15 protein-coding genes are annotated in these 17,704 nt (G+C 71.1%); 5 read left to right on the plus strand and 10 right to left on the minus strand.

Features of this window, described 5'->3' with window-relative positions; genetic code table 11:
- Positions 1 to 579: 579 nt before the first annotated feature.
- A complete protein-coding gene (gene ppc / locus ABD329_RS31555; RefSeq protein ID WP_198277649.1) occupies positions 580 to 3,300 on the minus strand; it encodes a phosphoenolpyruvate carboxylase in 2,721 nt (906 codons plus the stop codon).
- Positions 3,301 to 3,547: 247 nt separating this feature from the next.
- Between ppc and ABD329_RS31560 the strand changes: the two genes are divergently transcribed.
- On the plus strand, positions 3,548 to 4,528 hold the full coding sequence (locus tag ABD329_RS31560; RefSeq protein ID WP_198277650.1) for an acyl-CoA desaturase: 981 nt from the start codon (positions 3,548 to 3,550) through the stop codon (positions 4,526 to 4,528).
- Entirely contained in the window at positions 4,528 to 5,235 is a 708-nt protein-coding gene (locus tag ABD329_RS31565; protein WP_198277654.1) for a TetR/AcrR family transcriptional regulator, read from the plus strand. The genes ABD329_RS31560 and ABD329_RS31565 overlap by 1 nt, the downstream gene beginning before the upstream one ends.
- A 216-nt stretch (positions 5,236 to 5,451) precedes the next feature.
- On the opposite strand, the gene ABD329_RS31570 is transcribed toward ABD329_RS31565, so the two are convergent.
- The 3 genes from ABD329_RS31570 to ABD329_RS31580 form a co-directional block, all read right to left on the minus strand.
- Positions 5,452 to 6,063 carry a Uma2 family endonuclease gene (locus tag ABD329_RS31570; protein ID WP_425574403.1) on the minus strand — a complete coding sequence of 204 codons (612 nt, stop codon included), beginning with the start codon at positions 6,061 to 6,063 and terminating at the stop codon, positions 5,452 to 5,454.
- A gap of 84 nt (positions 6,064 to 6,147) precedes the next feature.
- The gene (locus ABD329_RS31575; RefSeq protein ID WP_344317246.1) at positions 6,148 to 6,510 is read right to left on the minus strand and encodes a VOC family protein; all 363 of its coding nucleotides are present in this window, start codon (positions 6,508 to 6,510) and stop codon (positions 6,148 to 6,150) included.
- Positions 6,507 to 7,331: a trans-aconitate 2-methyltransferase gene (locus ABD329_RS31580; protein WP_344317247.1), complete on the minus strand. Its 825-nt coding sequence runs from the start codon at positions 7,329 to 7,331 to the stop codon at positions 6,507 to 6,509. Before ABD329_RS31580 ends, ABD329_RS31575 begins: the two co-directional genes overlap by 4 nt.
- Before the next feature lie 134 nt (positions 7,332 to 7,465).
- On the opposite strand from ABD329_RS31580, the gene ABD329_RS31585 reads away from it, so the two are divergent.
- Positions 7,466 to 7,963, plus strand: coding sequence for a MarR family winged helix-turn-helix transcriptional regulator (locus ABD329_RS31585; protein WP_198280272.1), 498 nt, complete (start codon positions 7,466 to 7,468; stop codon positions 7,961 to 7,963).
- Here ABD329_RS31585 and ABD329_RS31590 read toward each other — a convergent pair.
- The 4 genes from ABD329_RS31590 to galT form a co-directional block, all read right to left on the minus strand.
- Positions 7,922 to 8,800: a response regulator transcription factor gene (locus ABD329_RS31590; RefSeq protein WP_198280273.1), complete on the minus strand. Its 879-nt coding sequence runs from the start codon at positions 8,798 to 8,800 to the stop codon at positions 7,922 to 7,924. The genes ABD329_RS31585 and ABD329_RS31590 overlap by 42 nt on opposite strands.
- Before the next feature lie 370 nt (positions 8,801 to 9,170).
- Positions 9,171 to 10,403, minus strand: coding sequence for a galactokinase (galK, locus tag ABD329_RS31595; protein WP_214665429.1), 1,233 nt, complete (start codon positions 10,401 to 10,403; stop codon positions 9,171 to 9,173).
- Positions 10,370 to 11,347: a UDP-glucose 4-epimerase GalE gene (gene galE, locus ABD329_RS31600; protein ID WP_198280275.1), complete on the minus strand. Its 978-nt coding sequence runs from the start codon at positions 11,345 to 11,347 to the stop codon at positions 10,370 to 10,372. The genes galK and galE overlap by 34 nt, the downstream gene beginning before the upstream one ends.
- Complete coding sequence (gene galT, locus ABD329_RS31605; protein WP_198280276.1) at positions 11,344 to 12,387, minus strand: galactose-1-phosphate uridylyltransferase; 1,044 nt, start codon at positions 12,385 to 12,387, stop codon at positions 11,344 to 11,346. Before galT ends, galE begins: the two co-directional genes overlap by 4 nt.
- 162 nt (positions 12,388 to 12,549) lie before the next feature.
- Here galT and ABD329_RS31610 point away from each other — a divergent pair, with 162 nt between their 5' ends.
- The gene (locus ABD329_RS31610; protein ID WP_198280277.1) at positions 12,550 to 14,220 is read left to right on the plus strand and encodes a sodium:solute symporter family protein; all 1,671 of its coding nucleotides are present in this window, start codon (positions 12,550 to 12,552) and stop codon (positions 14,218 to 14,220) included.
- 25 nt (positions 14,221 to 14,245) lie between these two features.
- Positions 14,246 to 14,611, plus strand: a complete 366-nt coding sequence (locus tag ABD329_RS31615; RefSeq protein WP_198280278.1) for a hypothetical protein — start codon at positions 14,246 to 14,248, stop codon at positions 14,609 to 14,611.
- Positions 14,612 to 14,705: 94 nt separating this feature from the next.
- Here the strand turns inward: ABD329_RS31615 and ABD329_RS31620 are convergent, their stop codons facing one another.
- Both ABD329_RS31620 and ABD329_RS31625 read right to left on the minus strand, forming a co-directional pair.
- Entirely contained in the window at positions 14,706 to 15,434 is a 729-nt protein-coding gene (locus ABD329_RS31620) for a helix-turn-helix transcriptional regulator (protein WP_344317248.1), read from the minus strand.
- A gap of 264 nt (positions 15,435 to 15,698) precedes the next feature.
- Positions 15,699 to 17,543, minus strand: a complete 1,845-nt coding sequence (locus ABD329_RS31625) for a hypothetical protein (RefSeq protein ID WP_198280935.1) — start codon at positions 17,541 to 17,543, stop codon at positions 15,699 to 15,701.
- Positions 17,544 to 17,704 lie beyond the last annotated feature (161 nt).

A 17,704-nucleotide genomic window follows, 5' to 3' on the forward strand; every position in this document is an offset into this window, starting at 1 on the left:
GCGGCCAGCCACCAACCGCACACGGGGGCAGCCCGGCACCGCCGGACACCCCGGCGAGGGGTACTCGCCATCGCGGCGGGCAAGGCATGCCGCACCCGGCAGAAGAACAATGGCGGCCAGCCACCAACCGCACACGGGCAGTTGGGCACCGCCGGACACCCCGGCGAGGGGACCTCGCCATCGCGGCGGGGAAGAGGTGCCGCACCCGGCAGAAGAACAATGGCGGCCAGCCACCAACGGCACACGGGCAGCCCGGCACCGCCGGACACCCCGGCGAGGGGTACTCGCCATCGCGGCGGGGAAGAGGTGCCGCACCCAGCACCGCCGGATGCCCCGGTGAGGGTGCTCGCCATCGCGGCAGGCCAGAGACGCCGAACCCGGCGAGAAACCCCATGCCGAGCGAGCGCGCTTGCGCGGCGATCCAGCGGGGACCGGGCTCGGCAGCGGCGGAGCCTGCTGCCCGGCGGGGGGCCGGGGGCGGAGCCCCCGGACGTCTCCCACTACCTCACCGACACCACCGGGCGGGGCCCACTCCACCAGGAGTGGGCCCCGCCCGGTGGTGTCCGGTGCACGCCGTCGTCAGCCCGTGTTGCGGAGACCCGCGGCCACACCGTTGACCGTGAGGAGGAGCGCCCGGGCGAGCAGGGGGTCGGGGTCCTCGCCCCGCTCGGCCGCGGTGCGCTGGCGGTGGAGCAGGGTCACCTGAAGGTACGAGATCGGGTCGAGGTAGGCGTCCCGGACGTGGAACGTCTGCTTCAGCACCGGGTTGGAGTCGAGGAGTTCCCGTCCACCCGTGATCCGCAGAACCTCCCGCACCGTCAGCTCGTGCTCCTTCTGGATCACGTCGAAGACGTGCTTCAGCTCATCCGGCACCAGCGTGTCCACGTAGTGCCGGGCGATCCGCAGATCCGTCTTGGCCAGCGTCATCTCGACGTTGGAGAGGAAGTTGCGGAAGAAGTGCCAGTGCTGGTGCATTTCGTCGAGGACGGTGTCCAGCCCGGCCTCGCGGGCGGCCTTGAGGCCGGAGCCGACGCCGAACCAGCCGGGGACGATCTGCCGGGACTGGGTCCAGCCGAAGACCCACGGGATGGCCCGCAGCCCGTCGAGGCCGGCGCCGGAGTCGGGGCGGCGGGAGGGCCGGGAGCCGAGGTGGAGCTCGGCGAGCTGGTCCACCGGCGTGGAGGCGAAGAAGTACGCGGGCAGGTCGGGGTCGTCGACGAGCGTACGGTAGGCGCCGTGCGCGGCCTCGGAGACGGTTTCCATGGCCGCGTCCCAGCGGGCGAGCGCTTCGTCGGACTGGCGCGGGGCCGTGTGCAGGGCGGACGCCTGCAACGTGGCGGCCACCGTCAGCTCCAGGTTCTCGCGGGCCAGCGAGGGCACGAGGTACTTGTCGGAGATGACCTCGCCCTGCTCGGTGACCTTGATCTCGCCCTCGAGGGTGCCCCACGGCTGCGCGAGGATCGCGTCATGGGTGGGGCCGCCGCCGCGGCCGACGGTGCCGCCGCGGCCGTGGAACAGCCGCAGCCGTACGCCGTGCCGGTGGGCGACGTCGCGCAGCAGCCGCTGGGCGCGGTGGATCTCCCACTGGGAGGTGGTGATGCCGCCGAACTTGGAGGAGTCGGAGTAGCCGAGCATGACCTCCTGGACGTCGCCGCGGAGGGCGACGAGCCGCCGGTAGGAGGGGTCGGCGAGCATCTCGTCGAGGAGCTTGTCGGCGATCTTCAGCTCTTCGGTGGTCTCCAGCAGCGGCACGATGCCGATCTTGGCCCAGCCCGCGTGGAGGTCGATCAGCCCGGCCTCGCGGGCGAGGACGGCGGCGGCGAAGACGTCGTCGGAGCCGGCGCACATGGAGATGATGTACGACTCGACGATCTCGGGGCCGAAGCGCTCGAAGGACTCGCGGATGGTGTGGAAGACGCCGAGGGTCTTGGCACCGGCGGCGTCCAGCGGCGCCGGGGTGGGGGCGAGGGGCCGCCGGGAGCGCAGCTCCTTGGCGAGCAGCTTGCGCCGGTAGTCGCGCGGCATGTCGGCGTAGCGCCAGGACTCCTCGCCGAGCCGGTCGAAGAGCTGGCCGAGGGCGTGGTGGTGGGCGTCGGCGTGCTCACGGACGTCCATGGTGGCGAGCTGGAGGCCGAAGGCGGCGAGGGTGCGGATGGACCGTTCGAGCCGGCCGTCGGCGATGAGCTGGCCGCGGTGGGCGCGCAGCGAGTCCTGGACGAGGTGGAGGTCGGCGAGGAGCTCGCCGGAGCCGAGGTAGTCACGGCCGGGCTGGTGGGGGGTGTCCCCGGCGAGCCGCTCGCGGGTGTTGACGAGCTTCTGCCGCATGCAGGTGGCCTTGAGCCGGTAGGGCTCCTCGGCGTTGAGCCGCTTGTAGCGCGGGCTGATCTCGGGCAGCAGTTCGAGGTCGCGCTGGAGGGAGGCGAGGAGCTCCTCGGAGGCGCCGGTGTTGCGGATGGAGCTGGAGAGCGCGGCGCGCAGCTCGTCGATGATCTCCAGCGCGTCGGTGATGCCGTGCTCGTGCTGGAGGATCAGGACATCGCGGGTGACCTCGGGGGTGACGTTGGGGTTGCCGTCGCGGTCGCCGCCGATCCAGGTGCCGAAGGTGAGCGGGCGGGTGGTGGCGGGCAGCTCGACGCCGACGCGCTCGAGCTCCGCGGTGAGGTCCTCGAGGACGTCGCCGACGGCACCGGCGTGCAGCTCGTCGAGGTAGTAGATGGCGTTGCGGGCCTCGTCGGCGGGTTCGGGGCGGGCGACGCGCAGCTCGTCGGTCTGCCAGAGCAGGTCGATGCTCTCGGCGAGCCGCAGGTCGGCGCGGCGGGCGTCACCGCCGACGGCGAGGGTGTCGAGCAGCTCGGCGATGCGTCGGAGCTTGGTGAGGACGGTGCGGCGGGCCGCCTCGGTGGGGTGGGCGGTGAAGACGGGGCGTACGCCGAGGTTGGCGACGGTCTCCCGGAGGTGCTCGGGGTCGGCGTCCTTGAGCTGGTCGGCGGTGCGGGCGAGGATGCCGCCTTCGGCGGCCCGGCGGGCGCGCAGCTCGCGGCCGCGGTGCACCTGCTCGGTGACGTTGGCCAGGTGGAAGTAGGTGGAGAAGGCGCGGACCAGCTTGGCCGCGGTCTCGAGGTCGATGGAGCCGAGCAGGTCGGCCGCGGCCTCGCCGTCACTGCGGGTGAGGGCGCGGACGCGCTCGACGAGGTCGAGGAGGTCGGGGCCCTCCTGTCGGACGAGGGTCTCACCGAGCAGGTCACCCAGACGGCGGATATCGGCACGCAGGGCGGCGTTGGTGTGGTCGGCACTGCTCACAGGTGCGGGCTCCTTGCAGTGAACGGGGTTCGAAGCGCGGCATCAGAGCGTGCGCGGCGGGCGCCGCGGGCTGCTGACCCGGTGCTTTCGGCCATGTGCGGACCGCGCTGTCCGACGCTCACCAGGATAGGCGGCACGACCCTGGGTGAGACCAGAGCCCTATTGCCCCGCTTCCCGGCCCTGCCATACTTACGACGCCGTAGGTTACGCATCCGTAGCCATGCCCCCGAGCCCCACGAGGGATCCCATGACTGCAAGCCCCGACGTGGTCAACGACACGCCGAAGGCCCAGGAGGCCCCGCTTCCCTCCGCCACGCTCGGCGGGGACAGCAAGCGCTCCATCGAACAGATCACCCTTCTCCTGTTCATCACCGTCCCCTTCGTCGCGCTGGTCGCGGCGATTCCCCTGGCCTGGGGCTGGGGGGTCAGCTGGCTGGATCTGGCGCTCCTGGTGTCGATGTACTACATCGGCTGCCACGGCATCACGATCGGCTTCCACCGCTACTTCACCCATGGCTCGTTCAAGGCGAAGCGGCCGCTGCGGATCGCGCTGGCGATCGCGGGGTCGCTGGCCGTGGAGGGCCCCCTGGTCCGCTGGGTGGCCGATCACCGCAAGCACCACAAGTTCTCCGACGCGGAGGGCGACCCGCACTCCCCGTGGCGGTACGGCGAGACCGTGCCGGCCCTGCTGAAGGGGTTGTGGTGGGCACATATCGCCTGGATGTTCGACGAGGAGCAGACGCCGCAGTCCAAGTACGCACCGGATCTGGTCAAGGACGGCGCCATCCGGGCGATCTCCCGGCAGTTCGTGGTGTGGACCGTGGTCTCCCTGATGGTGCCGCCGGTGATCGGCGGACTGGTGACCTGGTCCTGGCAGGGCGCGGTGACCGCCTTCTTCTGGGGGTCACTCGTCCGGGTGGCCTTGCTGCACCATGTGACGTGGTCGATCAACTCGATCTGCCACGCGGTGGGCAAGCGCCCGTTCAAGTCGCGCGACCGCTCCGGCAATGTGTGGTGGCTCGCGGTGCTCTCGTGCGGCGAGTCCTGGCACAACCTGCACCACGCGGACCCGACCTGCGCCCGGCACGGGGTGATGCGGGGGCAGCTGGACTCCAGCGCCCGGATCATCCGCTGGTTCGAGAAGGCGGGCTGGGCGTATGACGTCCGGTGGCCGAGCCAGGACCGTATCGATGCCCGCCGTCAGAAGGAGACCGCCGGAGCGGCATGATGGAGCGCGTGGCGACCGACAGTAATACCAGCGGTGAAAAGGACCGGCCGCGCCGGGCCGACCGACCCTCCGGATCCGGAGCCCGGCGGCCCCGCCGGGTCCGGATGACCGGCAAGGAGCGCCGGGAGCAGCTGCTGGACATCGGTCGCACGCTCTTCGCCGAGCGCGGCTTCGAGGGCACCTCGGTGGAGGAGATCGCGGCGAAGGCCGGAGTCTCCAAGCCGGTGGTGTACGAGCACTTCGGCGGCAAGGAGGGGCTGTACGCGGTCGTGGTGGACCGGGAGATGCGGCGGATGCTCGACATGGTGACCACCTCCCTCACCGCGGGCCATCCGCGCGAGCTGTGCGAGCAGGCCACCTTCGCCCTCCTGGACTACATCGAGGAGTACACGGACGGCTTCCGCATCCTCGTCCGCGACTCCCCCGTCGCCCAGTCCACGGGCACCTTCGCCTCCCTGATCAGCGATATCGCCACCCAGGTGGAGGACATCCTGGGCCTGGAATTCAAGGCCCGCGGCTTCGACCCCAAACTGGCCCCCCTCTACGCCCAGGCCCTGGTGGGCATGGTCGCCCTGACCGGCCAGTGGTGGCTGGACGTCCGCAAACCCAAGAAGGCCGAGGTCGCGGCCCATCTGGTGAACCTGGCCTGGCACGGCCTGGACGGCCTGGAGCAGAAGCCGCGCCTGATAGGCCACCGCAAGAACTGACCGGCGCCTCCTCATCCCTGCGGGCGGCGCTCCGCCCGAGGGGGACGACGAGCACGGCCGCGATCTGTTCATGGTCGCGGCACTGGCAGACCGCTGGGGCGGGCGACGCTCCCGGGAGGGACTGACCGTATGGGCCGAGGTCGTCACGGGAACGCGACTTCCGCGGGACGGGGCTTTACCGGCACCCGGTTCACCCGGGACGGGAACGGCTGAGCGTCACGGCCCGACGATGACCTCGCCGATGACGAAGCCCTTGGCGGGGCCGTCGGGGATGACGGCGTCGGTGCCGTAGGGGACGCGGTGCTCGTCGGCGTAGACGGCCTTGTCGGGGTCGGGTGCCGTGAGGATGACGACCGTGCCGTCGCCGTCGAAGTCGTCGATCAGGACGTAGAGCGGGATGCCCGCACGGGCGTAGGCGCGGCGCTTGCGCTTCCGGTCGCGCGACTGGGCTTCCCGGCCCGGCGGGACCACCTCGAAGACCGCCGCGATCCCGCTCGCGTCCACTCCGAGATCTTCCTCGTCGGGGATCTCGTCGAGGTCTTCGGGGGCGATGAAGAGGTCGGGGATCCACACCTTGCGGCGGTGGATGAGATTGCCGTCCTGGTAGGCGGCATGGTCGCCATCTGCGAGTCGGGCCTCCAGGGCCCGGCGGAGGCGGTTGATGATCACGGTATGACGGCGACGGCCGGTGGGCGACACCTCGATGAACTCCTCGACGATCTCGGCCCGGTAGCCCTCGGGGAGTTCCATGGCCTTCCACGCCTGCCACAGCACCTCGTCCAGGGACATGGCCTCCTGCCCGGCGGCCGGGGGCAACCCGTCGTCCACGGCAGAGCACGGCTCATGCGCGAGAGCGGTCGTCGTGAAGCACCTCCTCCATCAGTTCCAACCGGATCATCCGATCGGGTGGTTTCACCCAACCGGCTCCAGGAACTCGAGCCGGTTGCCGACCGGGTCCTCGGAGTAGAAGCGGCGGTGGCCCGGCAGTTTCCCGTCCCAGACGACCTGGGCACCGTGCCCGGCGAGGCGGGCGGCGAAGGCTTCCAGGCCGACGACCCGTAGACCCGGGTGGGCCTTGTGGGAGGGGCGGAAGTCCGGGTCGATGCCCAGGTGCAGCTGGACCTGACCGCGGGCGAACCACAGGCCGCCGTTGGCCGCCAGGGCGGGCGGTTTGGGGACCTCCGCCAGGCCGAGCACCCCGCCGTAGTAAGCGCGCAGCGCGGTTTCGCTGCCGGGTGGGGCGGCGAGCTGGACATGGTCGAGGGCCGTGATCATCGGGGGACCCGGTGAGCGACGATGAAGATGCGGCGGAAGGGGAAGGCCGTGCCGTGGGGGGCGGAGGGGTAGGCGTCGCGGAGGAGGGCGGCGTAGGTGGCGAGGAAGCGGTCGCGGGCGGGTGGGTCGTCGGCGAGGGCGGTCAGGACCGGGCGCAGGGCGGTGCCCTTGACCCAGTCGAGGACGGGGTCGGGGCCGGTCAGGATCTGCACATAGGTGGTCTCCCAGGCGTCGACCTCGCAGCCGAGCGCGGCCAGGCGCTCCAGGTACTCGGTGGGCTCCAGGACGGTGGCCGGGTCGCGGAGGCAGGCGGCGAGGCGGTCGCGCCATTCGGGGGCGTTGCACAGGTCGCGCAGCAGGGTGTGGCTGGGGGCGGTGAAGTTGCCGGGGACCTGGAAGGCGAAGGTGCCGCCGGGGCGCACTCCGGCCAGCCAGCCGGGGAAGGCGTCGGGGTGGCCGGGGATCCACTGGAGGGCGGCGTTGGAGACGATCAGGTCGTAGGACTCGTCCGGCGCCCAGTTCCGCACATCGGCCTGCCGGAGGTCGAGGCGGCCGCCGCCCGTGGTGGGGCCCGCGAGGGGCTGGGCCTCGGCGAGCATCTCGGCGGAGCTGTCCAGGCCGGTGACCTGGGCGTCGGGCCAGCGGTCGAAGAGCAGGGCGGTGACGTTCCCGGCGCCGCAGCCCAGGTCGGCGATGCGGGGCGGGCGGCCGGGGTCGGTGGGCAGCTCGGGGACGCGGGCCAGCAGGTCCAGGAAGGGGCGGGTGCGGTGGCCGGCGTGGCGGAGATACTGCCGAGGGTCCCAGTTGGGCGCGGTGGTCATGGTCGATCCCCCTGCGGGTACGGTCGATACGAGGCTCCGTGGCCGCTGCTGCGCGTCCCGGCGCCTTACCGTGCTCCACGTTATCTCTTGATGTCAAGAGACTTCATGTCGACAGACCCACTACACTGATCGCCATGGAGGACGAGGTCGATCGGCTGGTCGCGGCGTGGCGGCGGGAACGCCCCGACCTCGACGTGGAACCGCTCGAAGTGCTCAGCCGGGTCAGCCGGCTCGCCCGCCATCTCGACCGGGCACGGCGGATCGCCTTCGCCGAGCACCATCTGGAGCCCTGGGAGTTCGACGTCCTGACCTCGCTGCGCCGGGCCGGGCCCCCGTATCAGCTCTCCCCCGGGCAGCTGCTGACCCAGACTCTGGTCACCTCGGGCACCATGACCAACCGCATCGACCGGCTCGCCAAGAGGGGCCTCGTCGAGCGGGGACCCGACCCCAGTGACCGGCGCGGTGTGCTGGTCCGGCTGACCGCCGAAGGGCGTGACCGCGCCGATCAGGCACTGGCCGGGTTGCTGGCCCATGAGCACGCCATCCTGGCCGAGCTCTCCCAGGCCCAGCGCGCCGAACTGGCCGCGCTGCTACGCCAGTTGACCGCCCCGTTCGACAATCTCCCCGGCTAGGTCGACCGGGCCCACACCGGCCCTGCGGGCCAGCGCCACGGCCGCGAGCGTGGAGTGCACACCCAGCTTGCCCAGCACATTCTGCATATGGGTGCGGACGGTGTGCGGGGAGAGGAAGAGCCGCTCGGCGACGGCCTTACGGCCGAGCCCGGCCACCATGCAGCGCAGCACTTCCCGCTCACGCGGCGTCAGCGACTCGACCAGCCGCTCACTTTCGGTGCGGTGCTTACGGGCGGCCGTCAGCTCCCGCAGAACGCCGGTGAGCAGGGCGGGCGGCAGATGGGTCTCCTCCCGCAGCACCCCCCGGATGACCGCGAGCAGCCGGACCAGTGAGCAGTCCTTGGCGACCCAGCCGGACGCCCCGGCCTGGAGCGCCGCCGCCGCGCGGCGCGGATCGTCGCGCTCGGCCAGCACCACGGTGCGCACCCCCGGCTGGGCGGAGCGGACCGCACCGACGAGCGATATGCCGTCGGCCGCCCGGCCGTTCACCGCCCGGGCCGGACCGCCGTTGGCCGCGCCGAGCGGCCCGCCGTGCGCGCCGACGCGCGGCCCGCCATGGATACCGCTGTGCGCCGCGCCGTTCGCCCCGCCGTAGGGCAGCTCGGCCGGCACCGGAAGCGGTGGCCCCACACCGTCGGCGGCCGTGCCCAAGTCGGCGTCGACCAGCAGGACATCGAAGCGGCGCCCCTCCGCCGCCGCGCGCTCCAGACAGCGCAGCGCCGCCGGACCGCTTCCGGCCGCCGCCACGTCCACGTCCTGCTCCGCCGCGAGGGCGGCCGCTAAGGACTCGGCGAAAATACGATGGTCATCGACCACGAGAACCCGAATACGTGCCACGGACAACCCCCCACGTCACCGGATGAAAGATCCCGGAACACCGAGAAAAAGTGCCGGGTACGGCGCCCGGCGCAAGGTCACCGCAACCCGCACGGCCGCCGCCGTGCAGTGATTGCTACCCCACCCCGGGCGTCGTACCTGACTGTCTCGCCCCCTGATAAGCGTCGGCCCCCACCGACGCTGTACTCAGAGTAAGGCCGTGGTCTCATATAGGAAGCGGATTAGCGAAACTGACTGCTCTCGGCTGTTCACTGTGGGTTTCTTGTTCGCTCTTGGGGAGTACGAGATCCACGAGCGGCGAAAATTTACCGATAGGTGATCAAGGGCCGATGGGTCCGGCCCCCCTCGGCCCCCTAACAGCACCACAGCCCTACAGCCGTCGCGCCCCCGCACTGGGCACCGCCGGGAAGATCCTCGGCGCCCGGTGCCCTGCCGCGCCGAACGCCTCGGTCACCGCCTTGCTCACCGCATCCGCGTCCCCCTCCGCCACCAGCACGATGGCCGAGCCGCCGAAGCCGCCGCCGGTCATCCGCGACCCGAGCGCCCCCGCCGCGTTCGCCGTCTCCACGACCAGGTCGAGCTCCTCGCAGGAGATCTCGAAGTCGTCGCGGCAGGAGGCGTGTCCGGCGGTCAGCACCGGCCCGATGGACCGGGTGTCCCCCGCGTCCAGCCGCTGGATGACCTCCTCCACCCGCCGGTCCTCGGTCACCACATGGCGCACCCGGCGCCGGGTGGCCGCGTCGCAGCCCAGCCGCTCCAGCTCGGCGAGCGTCGCGTCCAGTCCCTCGAAGGGCACGTCCCGCAGCGCCCGCACCCCGAGCGCCCGCGCGGCCGCCTCGCACGCGGCGCGCCGGCTCGCGTACGCGCCGTCGCCCAGCTCGTGCTTGACCCGGGTGTCCACGACCAGCAGCCGCAGCCCCTCGGCCGCCAGGTCGAACGGCACCTGGCGCTGCGTGAGATCACGGGCGTCGAGGAAGAGGGCGTGCCCCTCGGTGCAGCACGCCGACGCCATCTGGTCCATGATCCCGCAGGGCACGCCCACGAAGGCGTTCTCCGCGCGCTGACACAGCTGGGCGATGCGCGGCGGGGTGAGCCCCAGCCCGTAGAGGTCGTTGAGCGCGGTGGCCGTGACCACCTCCAGCGCGGCGGACGAGGACAGCCCGGCGCCGGTGGGCACGGTGGACTCGAAGTGCAGATCCGCACCACCGGCCCCGCCCGTCAGCAGCCCCGCCTCGCGCAGCGCCCAGACCACTCCGGCCGGATAGGCCGCCCAGCCGCCGCGGTCGCCGCCGCCGGCGCCGCCCGCGACCGGCGAAAGCTCCTCGACCCGCAGCTCGACGGCCCCGCCCGGGACGTCGCCCGAGTGCAGCCGCAGCACCCCGTCGGTGCGCGGCGAGGCGGCGGCCAGGCAGGTGTGGGGCAGGGCGAGCGGCATCACGAAGCCGTCGTTGTAGTCGGTGTGCTCGCCGATCAGATTGACCCGGCCCGGCGCCGCCCAGACGCCGTCGGGCTCGGTGCCGTAGACCTCGCGGAACTCCGCCGTGACCCGCCCGGGGCCGTGCTCGTCCGTCACTGACTCTCCCTCCGCTGCGCGAACTCCCATGCGTCCGCGACGATTCCGGCCAGGTCGGCGCGGGTCGGGCGCCAGCCCAGGCGCTCCTTGGCACGCTCGGCGGAGGCCACCAGGACCGCCGGGTCGCCGCCGCGGCGCGGGGCGGCGATCTCCGGGATGGGGTGGCCGGTGACCTGGCGCACCGTCTCGATGACCTCGCGGACGGAAAAGCCGTTCCCGTTGCCGAGGTTGCAGATCAGGTGCTCACCGGAGGCCGCGGCGCCGAGGGCGAGCAGATGGGCGTCGGCGAGGTCGGCGACGTGGATGTAGTCGCGGACGCAGGTGCCGTCGGGGGTGGCGTAGTCGTCGCCGAAGACGGAGATGGCCTCACGGCGGCCCTGGGCGACCTGGAGCACCAGGGGGATGAGGTGGGACTCGGGGTCATGGCGCTCGCCGTACGCCCCGTAGGCGCCCGCGACGTTGAAGTACCGCAGGGAGACCGCGGCCAGGCCGTGGGCGGCGCACTCACCGCTGATCATGTGGTCGACGGCGAGCTTGCTGGCCCCGTAGGGGTTGGTGGGCGCGGTCGGGAGGTCCTCGGTGATCGGGACCTGGTCGGGCTCGCCGTAGGTGGCGGCGGTGGAGGAGAAGACGAGGGTGCGCACCCCGGCGTCGCGCATCGCGGCGAGCAGCTCGGTGGTGCCGCCCACATTGTTGACCCAGTACTTCTCGGGGTTGACGACAGACTCGCCGACCTGGGAGAACGCCGCGAAGTGCAGCACGCCGTCGTAGGAGGGATCGAGCCACTTGGCCGCGTCCTGGATGCGGCCCTCGATGAACTCCGCGCCCTCGGGGACCCCGGCGCGGTGCCCGGTGGACAGGTCGTCCAGCACCGTCACCCGGTGCCCGGCTTCGAGCAGATGCGCCGCGACCACGCTGCCGACATAGCCGGCGCCGCCAGTGACCAGGTACTTCTTCTGCTGCGCATTGCTCACTTGCTCGCTACCTCTCGCAGTCGCTCGGCCGCGGCCTCCGGCGGCACATCGTTGATGAACACATTCATGCCGGATTCGGAACCCGCGAGAAACTTCAGCTTGCCGGAAGTGCGGCGGATGGTGAAAAGCTCGAGGTGAAGTGCGAATTCACCGCGGTCGGTCATGTGGTACGGCGCCTGGTGCCAGGCGGAGATGTAGGGCGTGGGCGGCTCACCCTCACCGAAAATCCGGTCGAAGCGCTTCAAGAGTTCCAGATACATCTGTGGAAACTCTGTGCGCGCGGCGTCGCCCAGCGCCGGCAGGTCCGGGACCCGTCGCTTCGGGTAGAGGTGCACCTCGTAGGGCCAGTGGGCGGCGTAGGGCACGAACGCGACCCAGTGCTCGCCGTCGAGCACCACCCGGCGCCCGTCGGCCAGCTCATCGGCGACCACATCATCGAACAGATTCCGACCGGTGGCCACACGGTGCTCGTCGAGCGAACGGAGCATCAGCCGTGTACGAGGGGTCACAAAGGGATACCCGTAGATCTGGCCGTGTGGATGGCCGAGGGTGACACCGATCTCCTTGCCGCGGTTCTCGAAGCAGAAGACCTGTTCGACGGCGGGGTGCTGGGCCAGCTCGGCGGTGCGGTCGGTCCAGGCGTCGAGCACCAGTGCGGCCTGTTCGACGTCGAGGTCGGCGAAGGAGGCGTCGTGGTCGGAGGTGAAGCACACGACCTCGCACCGGCCCGAGTCACCGGCCAGCGACGGGAAGCGGTTCTCGAAGACCACGACGTCGTAGTCGGAGGCGGGAATCTCGCTGTGCCGCCCCTCGCGGGAGGGGCACAGCGGGCATTCGTCGGCCGGCGGGTGGTAGGTGCGGGCCTGCCGGTGGGAGGCGATCGCCACCCGGTCGCCGAGCAGGCGGTCGTGCCGGATCTCCGAGCGGGTCGCGATGGGGTCGAGCGGCCGCTGGTCGACGGCGTCGCGCACCGCGTCGTCGCGCGCGTCGTAATAGATCAGCTCGCGTCCGTCCGCGAGCCGCGTCGCCGTCTTCTTCACTCCGCCAGCTCCTGTCAGGTGCACCCAACACAACTCAACATAATGAACCACAAGCCAACAGTGCCGTCAATGCGCGGTGTAGGTGCTCGGACAAACCACAAGAATTCGGATACGTTCACCGAACGTTTCTGGTGCATTCCGTTCAGGCGATGAGGCGAGACCATGCGCTATCTGGCCGAAGGGCTACGGCTCCCCACCAACGCGCTCGACTACACGATCCTGATCCTCTATTTCGTCGTCGTCCTCGGCGTGGGATTCGCCGCCAGAGCGAGCGTCAAGACCAGCCTCGACTTCTTTCTCTCGGGCCGGTCGCTGCCCGCGTGGGTCACCGGGCTGGCCTTCGTCGCCGCGAATCTGGGCGCCCTGGAGATCCTGGGGATGGCCGCCAACGGCGCGCAGTACGGGGTGTACACGGTGCACTGGTACTGGGTCGGGGCGATTCCGGCCATGGTCTTCCTCGGCCTGGTGATGATGCCGTTCTACTACGGTTCCAAGGTACGGTCCGTCCCCGAGTTCCTGCTGCACCGCTATGGGCCGTCCTCGCATCTGCTCAGCTCGATCATCTTCTCGATCGCGTCCGTGCTGATCGCGGGCGTGAACCTCTACGCGATGGCGATCGTGGTGGAGGCGCTGCTGGGCTGGCCGCAGTGGGTGGCCATCGTGGTCGCGGGGCTCTTCGTGCTCGCGTACATCACCCTCGGCGGACTCTCCTCGGCGATCTACAACGAGGTGCTTCAGTTCTTCGTGATCCTGGCCGCCCTGATCCCGCTCACCGTCGTCGGCCTCCGGCGGATCGGCGGCTTCGGCGGGCTCAAGGACTCGCTCACGGACTCCCACGGCCCCCATTTCGTCTCCGCCTGGGGCGGCACCGGCATCGGCTCGTCCAACCCGCTGGGGGCGAACTGGCTGACCATCGTGCTGGGCCTCGGCTTCTGTCTGAGCTTCGGCTACTGGACGACCAACTTCGCCGAGGTGCAGCGCGCCCTGTCGGCCAGGAACCTCTCGGCGGCCCAGCGCACCCCGCTGATCGCCGCGTTCCCCAAGATGTTCATCCCGCTGGTCGTGGTGGTCCCCGGGCTGATCGCCCTGGTCATGGAGCCGGACATCGGCGCGAAGACGAGCGGTCTCCAGTACAACGACGCGATTCCGCTGCTGATGAGCGAGTTGCTGCCGAACGGAGTGCTGGGGCTCGCGGTGACCGGGCTGCTGGCGGCCTTCATGGCGGGCATGGCGGCCAATGTGTCGTCGTTCAACACGGTCTTCACCAACGACATCTGGCGGGCGTACATCAGGAAGGGCCGACCGGACGGGTACTACCTGCTGACCGGACGGGTAGTGACGGCGATCGGGGTGCTGGCCGGTATGGGGACGGCGTTCATCGCCTCCTCGTTCAGCAACATCATGAACTACCTCCAGACCCTGTTCTCGTTCTTCAACGTGCCGCTGTTCTGCGTCTTCATCATCGGGATGTTCTGGAAGCGGGCCACCTCCCAGGCCGGGTTCTGGGGGCTGCTGTGCGGCACGGTGGCCGCGATGATCAACTACTTCTGGCTCTACCGGGAGGACGTCATCTCCATCCCCAGCGACCAGGGCGCCAACTTCGTCTCGGCCATCGTGGCGTTCGTGGTCGGCGGGGTGGTGATGGTCGCGGTGACCCCGTTCACCAAGCCCAAGCCGGTGGAGTCGCTGGCCGGTCTGGTCTACGGCACCACCGCGCCCGGGGTGGCCGAGCCGCCCGCACCCGGCGACGAGGCGTGGTACCGCCGTCCGGCCGTGCTGGGCTGGAGCGCGCTGATCCTCGCGGCCCTGTGCTACCTCCCGTTCTCCCTGTGACCCGCGGCGATAAGGAGCGTGCGCCATGAGTGAGGAGTACGAATACCGGCACGAGGTCGAGGAGCTGGAGCAGAAGTCGGCGACCGCGGCCCGGCTGTTCGATGTGCGGCGGATCATCGGCGGGCTGTTCGTGATCTACGGGATCATCGTCCTCATCGCCGGATTCACCGTCTCGGACGCGGATGTGAGGAAGGCGTCGGGCATCAACATCAACCTCTGGACGGGGTCGTGCATGCTCGCGGTCGGCCTGCTCTTCCTGCTCTGGATGAAGCTCAGGCCGCTGTCCGCGCCCGGCACCGAGCCCAAGCCGGAGCCCGGTCGGCCCGGGGCCGGGTCCGGCGCCGGGACCGATGAGCCCGGTGGCCGGGAGCCCGGGTCCGGAACGGGCTGAGCGACGCGGGCGCCCGACCGCCGCACCCGGCCGCCGCGCCCGGCCCGGCCGCGGCACCCGTCCACGCACGGCACGGCACGCCCCTGCCTGGGGCCTACGGCGCCGACGCGGGCGGCTGCGGCGCGGGAGGCGGCTGGGGCGGGGCCGGGGCGGTCGGGCACGTCGCCGCGCGGTCCAGCAGCCCCGTACGCGCCGCCAGGGCCGCCGCCTCCAGCCGCGAGCCCACCCCGAGCTTCATCAGCACCCGCTGCACATGGGTGCGGGCCGTGCTGGGGGCGATCCCCATGCCCGCCGCGATCAGCCGGGTGTCCTCACCCTCGGCGACCCGCACCAGCACCTCCACCTCGCGCGGGGTCAGCATCCGCAGCAGCCGGGCGCCCTCGTCGTCGGGCTGGGCCGCGGGGTTGAGCAGCTCCGCGAACGCCCCCTGGAGCAGCTGGGGCGCCACGGCCGCCTCGCCCGCGCGCGCCTTCATCATGGCGCGTTCGACGCCCTCGATCCGCTCGTCGTGGCGCACATAGCCGGACGCCCCGGCGGCGAAGGCGGCGGCGATGCCGCGCGGGCTCGGCACCGGGCCGAGCACCACGACCGCGACCTGCGGCCGCTCCTTCTTGATCCGCACCACCGGGTCGAACACCCCCGGCTCGGCGGGTGCCGCCGTGCCCAGCAGGCACACCTCAGGTGCCCGGCTCACCACCAGGTCCGCCGCGCCCGCGCTCGGCGCCGCCGCGGCGAGCACCCGGTGCCCGCGCAGCTTCAGCGCCGAGGCGAGCGCCTCCGCGAGCAGACGGTGATCGTCGACCACCATGAGTCGCACGCCCATGAGCTCCCCCCATTCGCTCAGGGGGGAAAGCTACACGCTTGTTCGACGTTGCGCGCCCCTTACCGGGCAGAAGCCCCCCGGAATGCCGAAATCCCGGCCATTCGTGCCTACTTGACGTCCGGTTGACGTCCCAATCCGATCGATGCGGCCGGTTCCCCGGGGGCGCGCACCCCGGCGCTCCACCGGCGCACACAGCGGGGGCCCCGCCCGTACGGTTCGTACGGGCGGGGCCGCCGTGGGGTCGGTCGGGCGGACGCCGGAACGTCAGCTCGCGCCGAAGATGATCGCCAGCGGGTCGTCCCGGTCGTAGGTGCCCGAGGGCTTGCTGGCGTAGACGTCGCTCATGTAGAGGTGCTCCCCGGAGTAGATGATCTCCGAGTAGCTGGGGCTGAAATTCTGCTCCATTTCATGGCTGGAGACGGGGTTCTGGAGCAGCTTGGTCTTGGCGTACGACTTGGGGTCGATCCGCCAGACCGCGCCGCCGGTCTCCCAGGTGCTCTCCTGGTAGACGAGGACGGAGCCGTCCTTGTCCAGCCCGAGCGGGGTGAGGGCGGCGCCCTTGACCCCGTCGGTCTTCCCGATCGGCTTGCCGGTCTTCAGGTCGAAGGCCACGACCTCGTTGGCCGTCGCGGCGCTGGAGTCGGTGCGGTCCTCGGAGCCGAGGAAGAGGGTGTTCGCCGACTTGGAGATGGCGAGCTTCCGGCAGCCCTCGACATTCGTCGACTCGCACTTGGCGTCGTACTTGCCGTTCTCGGTGCCGATCTTGCCGAGCACCTTGCCGGTCTTGGCGCTGTCGTCGATGGACAGGAAGTCCGAGACCGCCGAGCCGGTGGAGTCACCGGCGTCCAGGCCGATCACCAGCGGATCGGTGGAGGCGACGTGGACGTAGTCGATGCCCTGCGAGACCTTGTAGGCCGACTTCACCGCGCCCGTCTTCGGGTTCAGCGTCTGGACCTGGATCTGCGGGTTGTCGTAGTCGCCGCAGCGGCGCACCGCGACCAGCTTGTCCTCGCCGCCCGCGTAGCCGTCGTCCGAGCACTGCTCGCCCGCCTTGGGCTTCCACAGGGACTGGCCCGAGGTGGACCAGGCGGCGCCGCCGCTGGTGCCGCCCGCGGCCACCGTGCCGCCGCCGATGGTGACCTCGTCGAAGCGGATCTTCTCGTCACCCTCCTTGACGTTCCGGTGCCACAGCATCTTGCCGTTCTTGAGGTCCAGCAGCCCGACCTCGGTGCAGCCGGGGTACTTGTCCTTGGCCGACGGCTTGGCCTCCTGGTAGAGGACCGTGGTCAGCCCGTCCTTGGTGAGGTGGTCCGAGGACCAGCAGACCGCGCCGTCCAGCGGGATCGTCCACTTGGCGGCGCCGCCGCTCAGCGGATAGCCGACGATCTTGTAGACACCGGCCTTCACGAAGGTGTCGTCGGTGGTCCACATGCCCTCGACGGTGACCTGGTCGGAGACCTTGGGCATCGGGACCTTGTTGAGCAGCTTGGCGTCCACGGCCTTGGCGGGCTTGTCCCCGCCGCCCGTGGTGCCGCTGGACGAGCCCTGGCTGGACTGCTTGTCCTTGCCCTTGGCCTCGCTGCCGCCGCCGTCGTCCTTGGTGGCGAACCAGATGCCGCCGCCGATGATCAGCGCGACCGCGACCACGGCGCTGATGATGATCGCCATGCGCTGCTTGGACTGGCCGGAACCACCGGGGCCGCCCGGACCGGGGCCGCCCGGGTACTGGGCCTGCGGCGGCTGGCCGTACTGCGGCTGGCCGAATTGCGGCTGTCCGTAGGGCTGCTGGCCGTACTGCGGCTGACCGTAAGGCTGCTGGCCGGATCCGTACGGCGACGGGCCGCCCTGGGTCGGCTGGCCGTGCACCGGCTGGTCCGGGTAGCCGTAGCCGCCGGCGCCCTGCGGGGGCGTCTGCGGCGGCGCCGGCGGTGCCGACGGCGGCGGAGGCGGAGGGGTCTGCGGCGGCTGGCCGGGAGCCTGCGGATAGCCGTAGCCCTGCTGGCCCGGAGGCGGCGTGGGCGGCTGCTGTGGGTAGCCGTAACCAGGTTCCTGCGGCGCACCGAAGCCGCCCTGCGGCGGCTGGTTCGGCGGCGGAGGCGGCTGTGACATGCGAATTCCTTCAGATGCGGGACCCGTCGTCCGACCGGCCTCCCCCGCGATCCCGGTGGGTCAAAGACCCCCGGGAAGGAGCGAATCGGACAGGGCACCCCGCCATTGAGCGGAAGGCAGGCGGGAGTTCTTTGTATCACCCGTAAGGGGCGCAATAGGGA

The organism is Streptomyces javensis (assembly GCF_039525925.1).
Taxonomy (GTDB): Bacteria; Actinomycetota; Actinomycetes; order Streptomycetales; family Streptomycetaceae; genus Streptomyces; species Streptomyces asiaticus.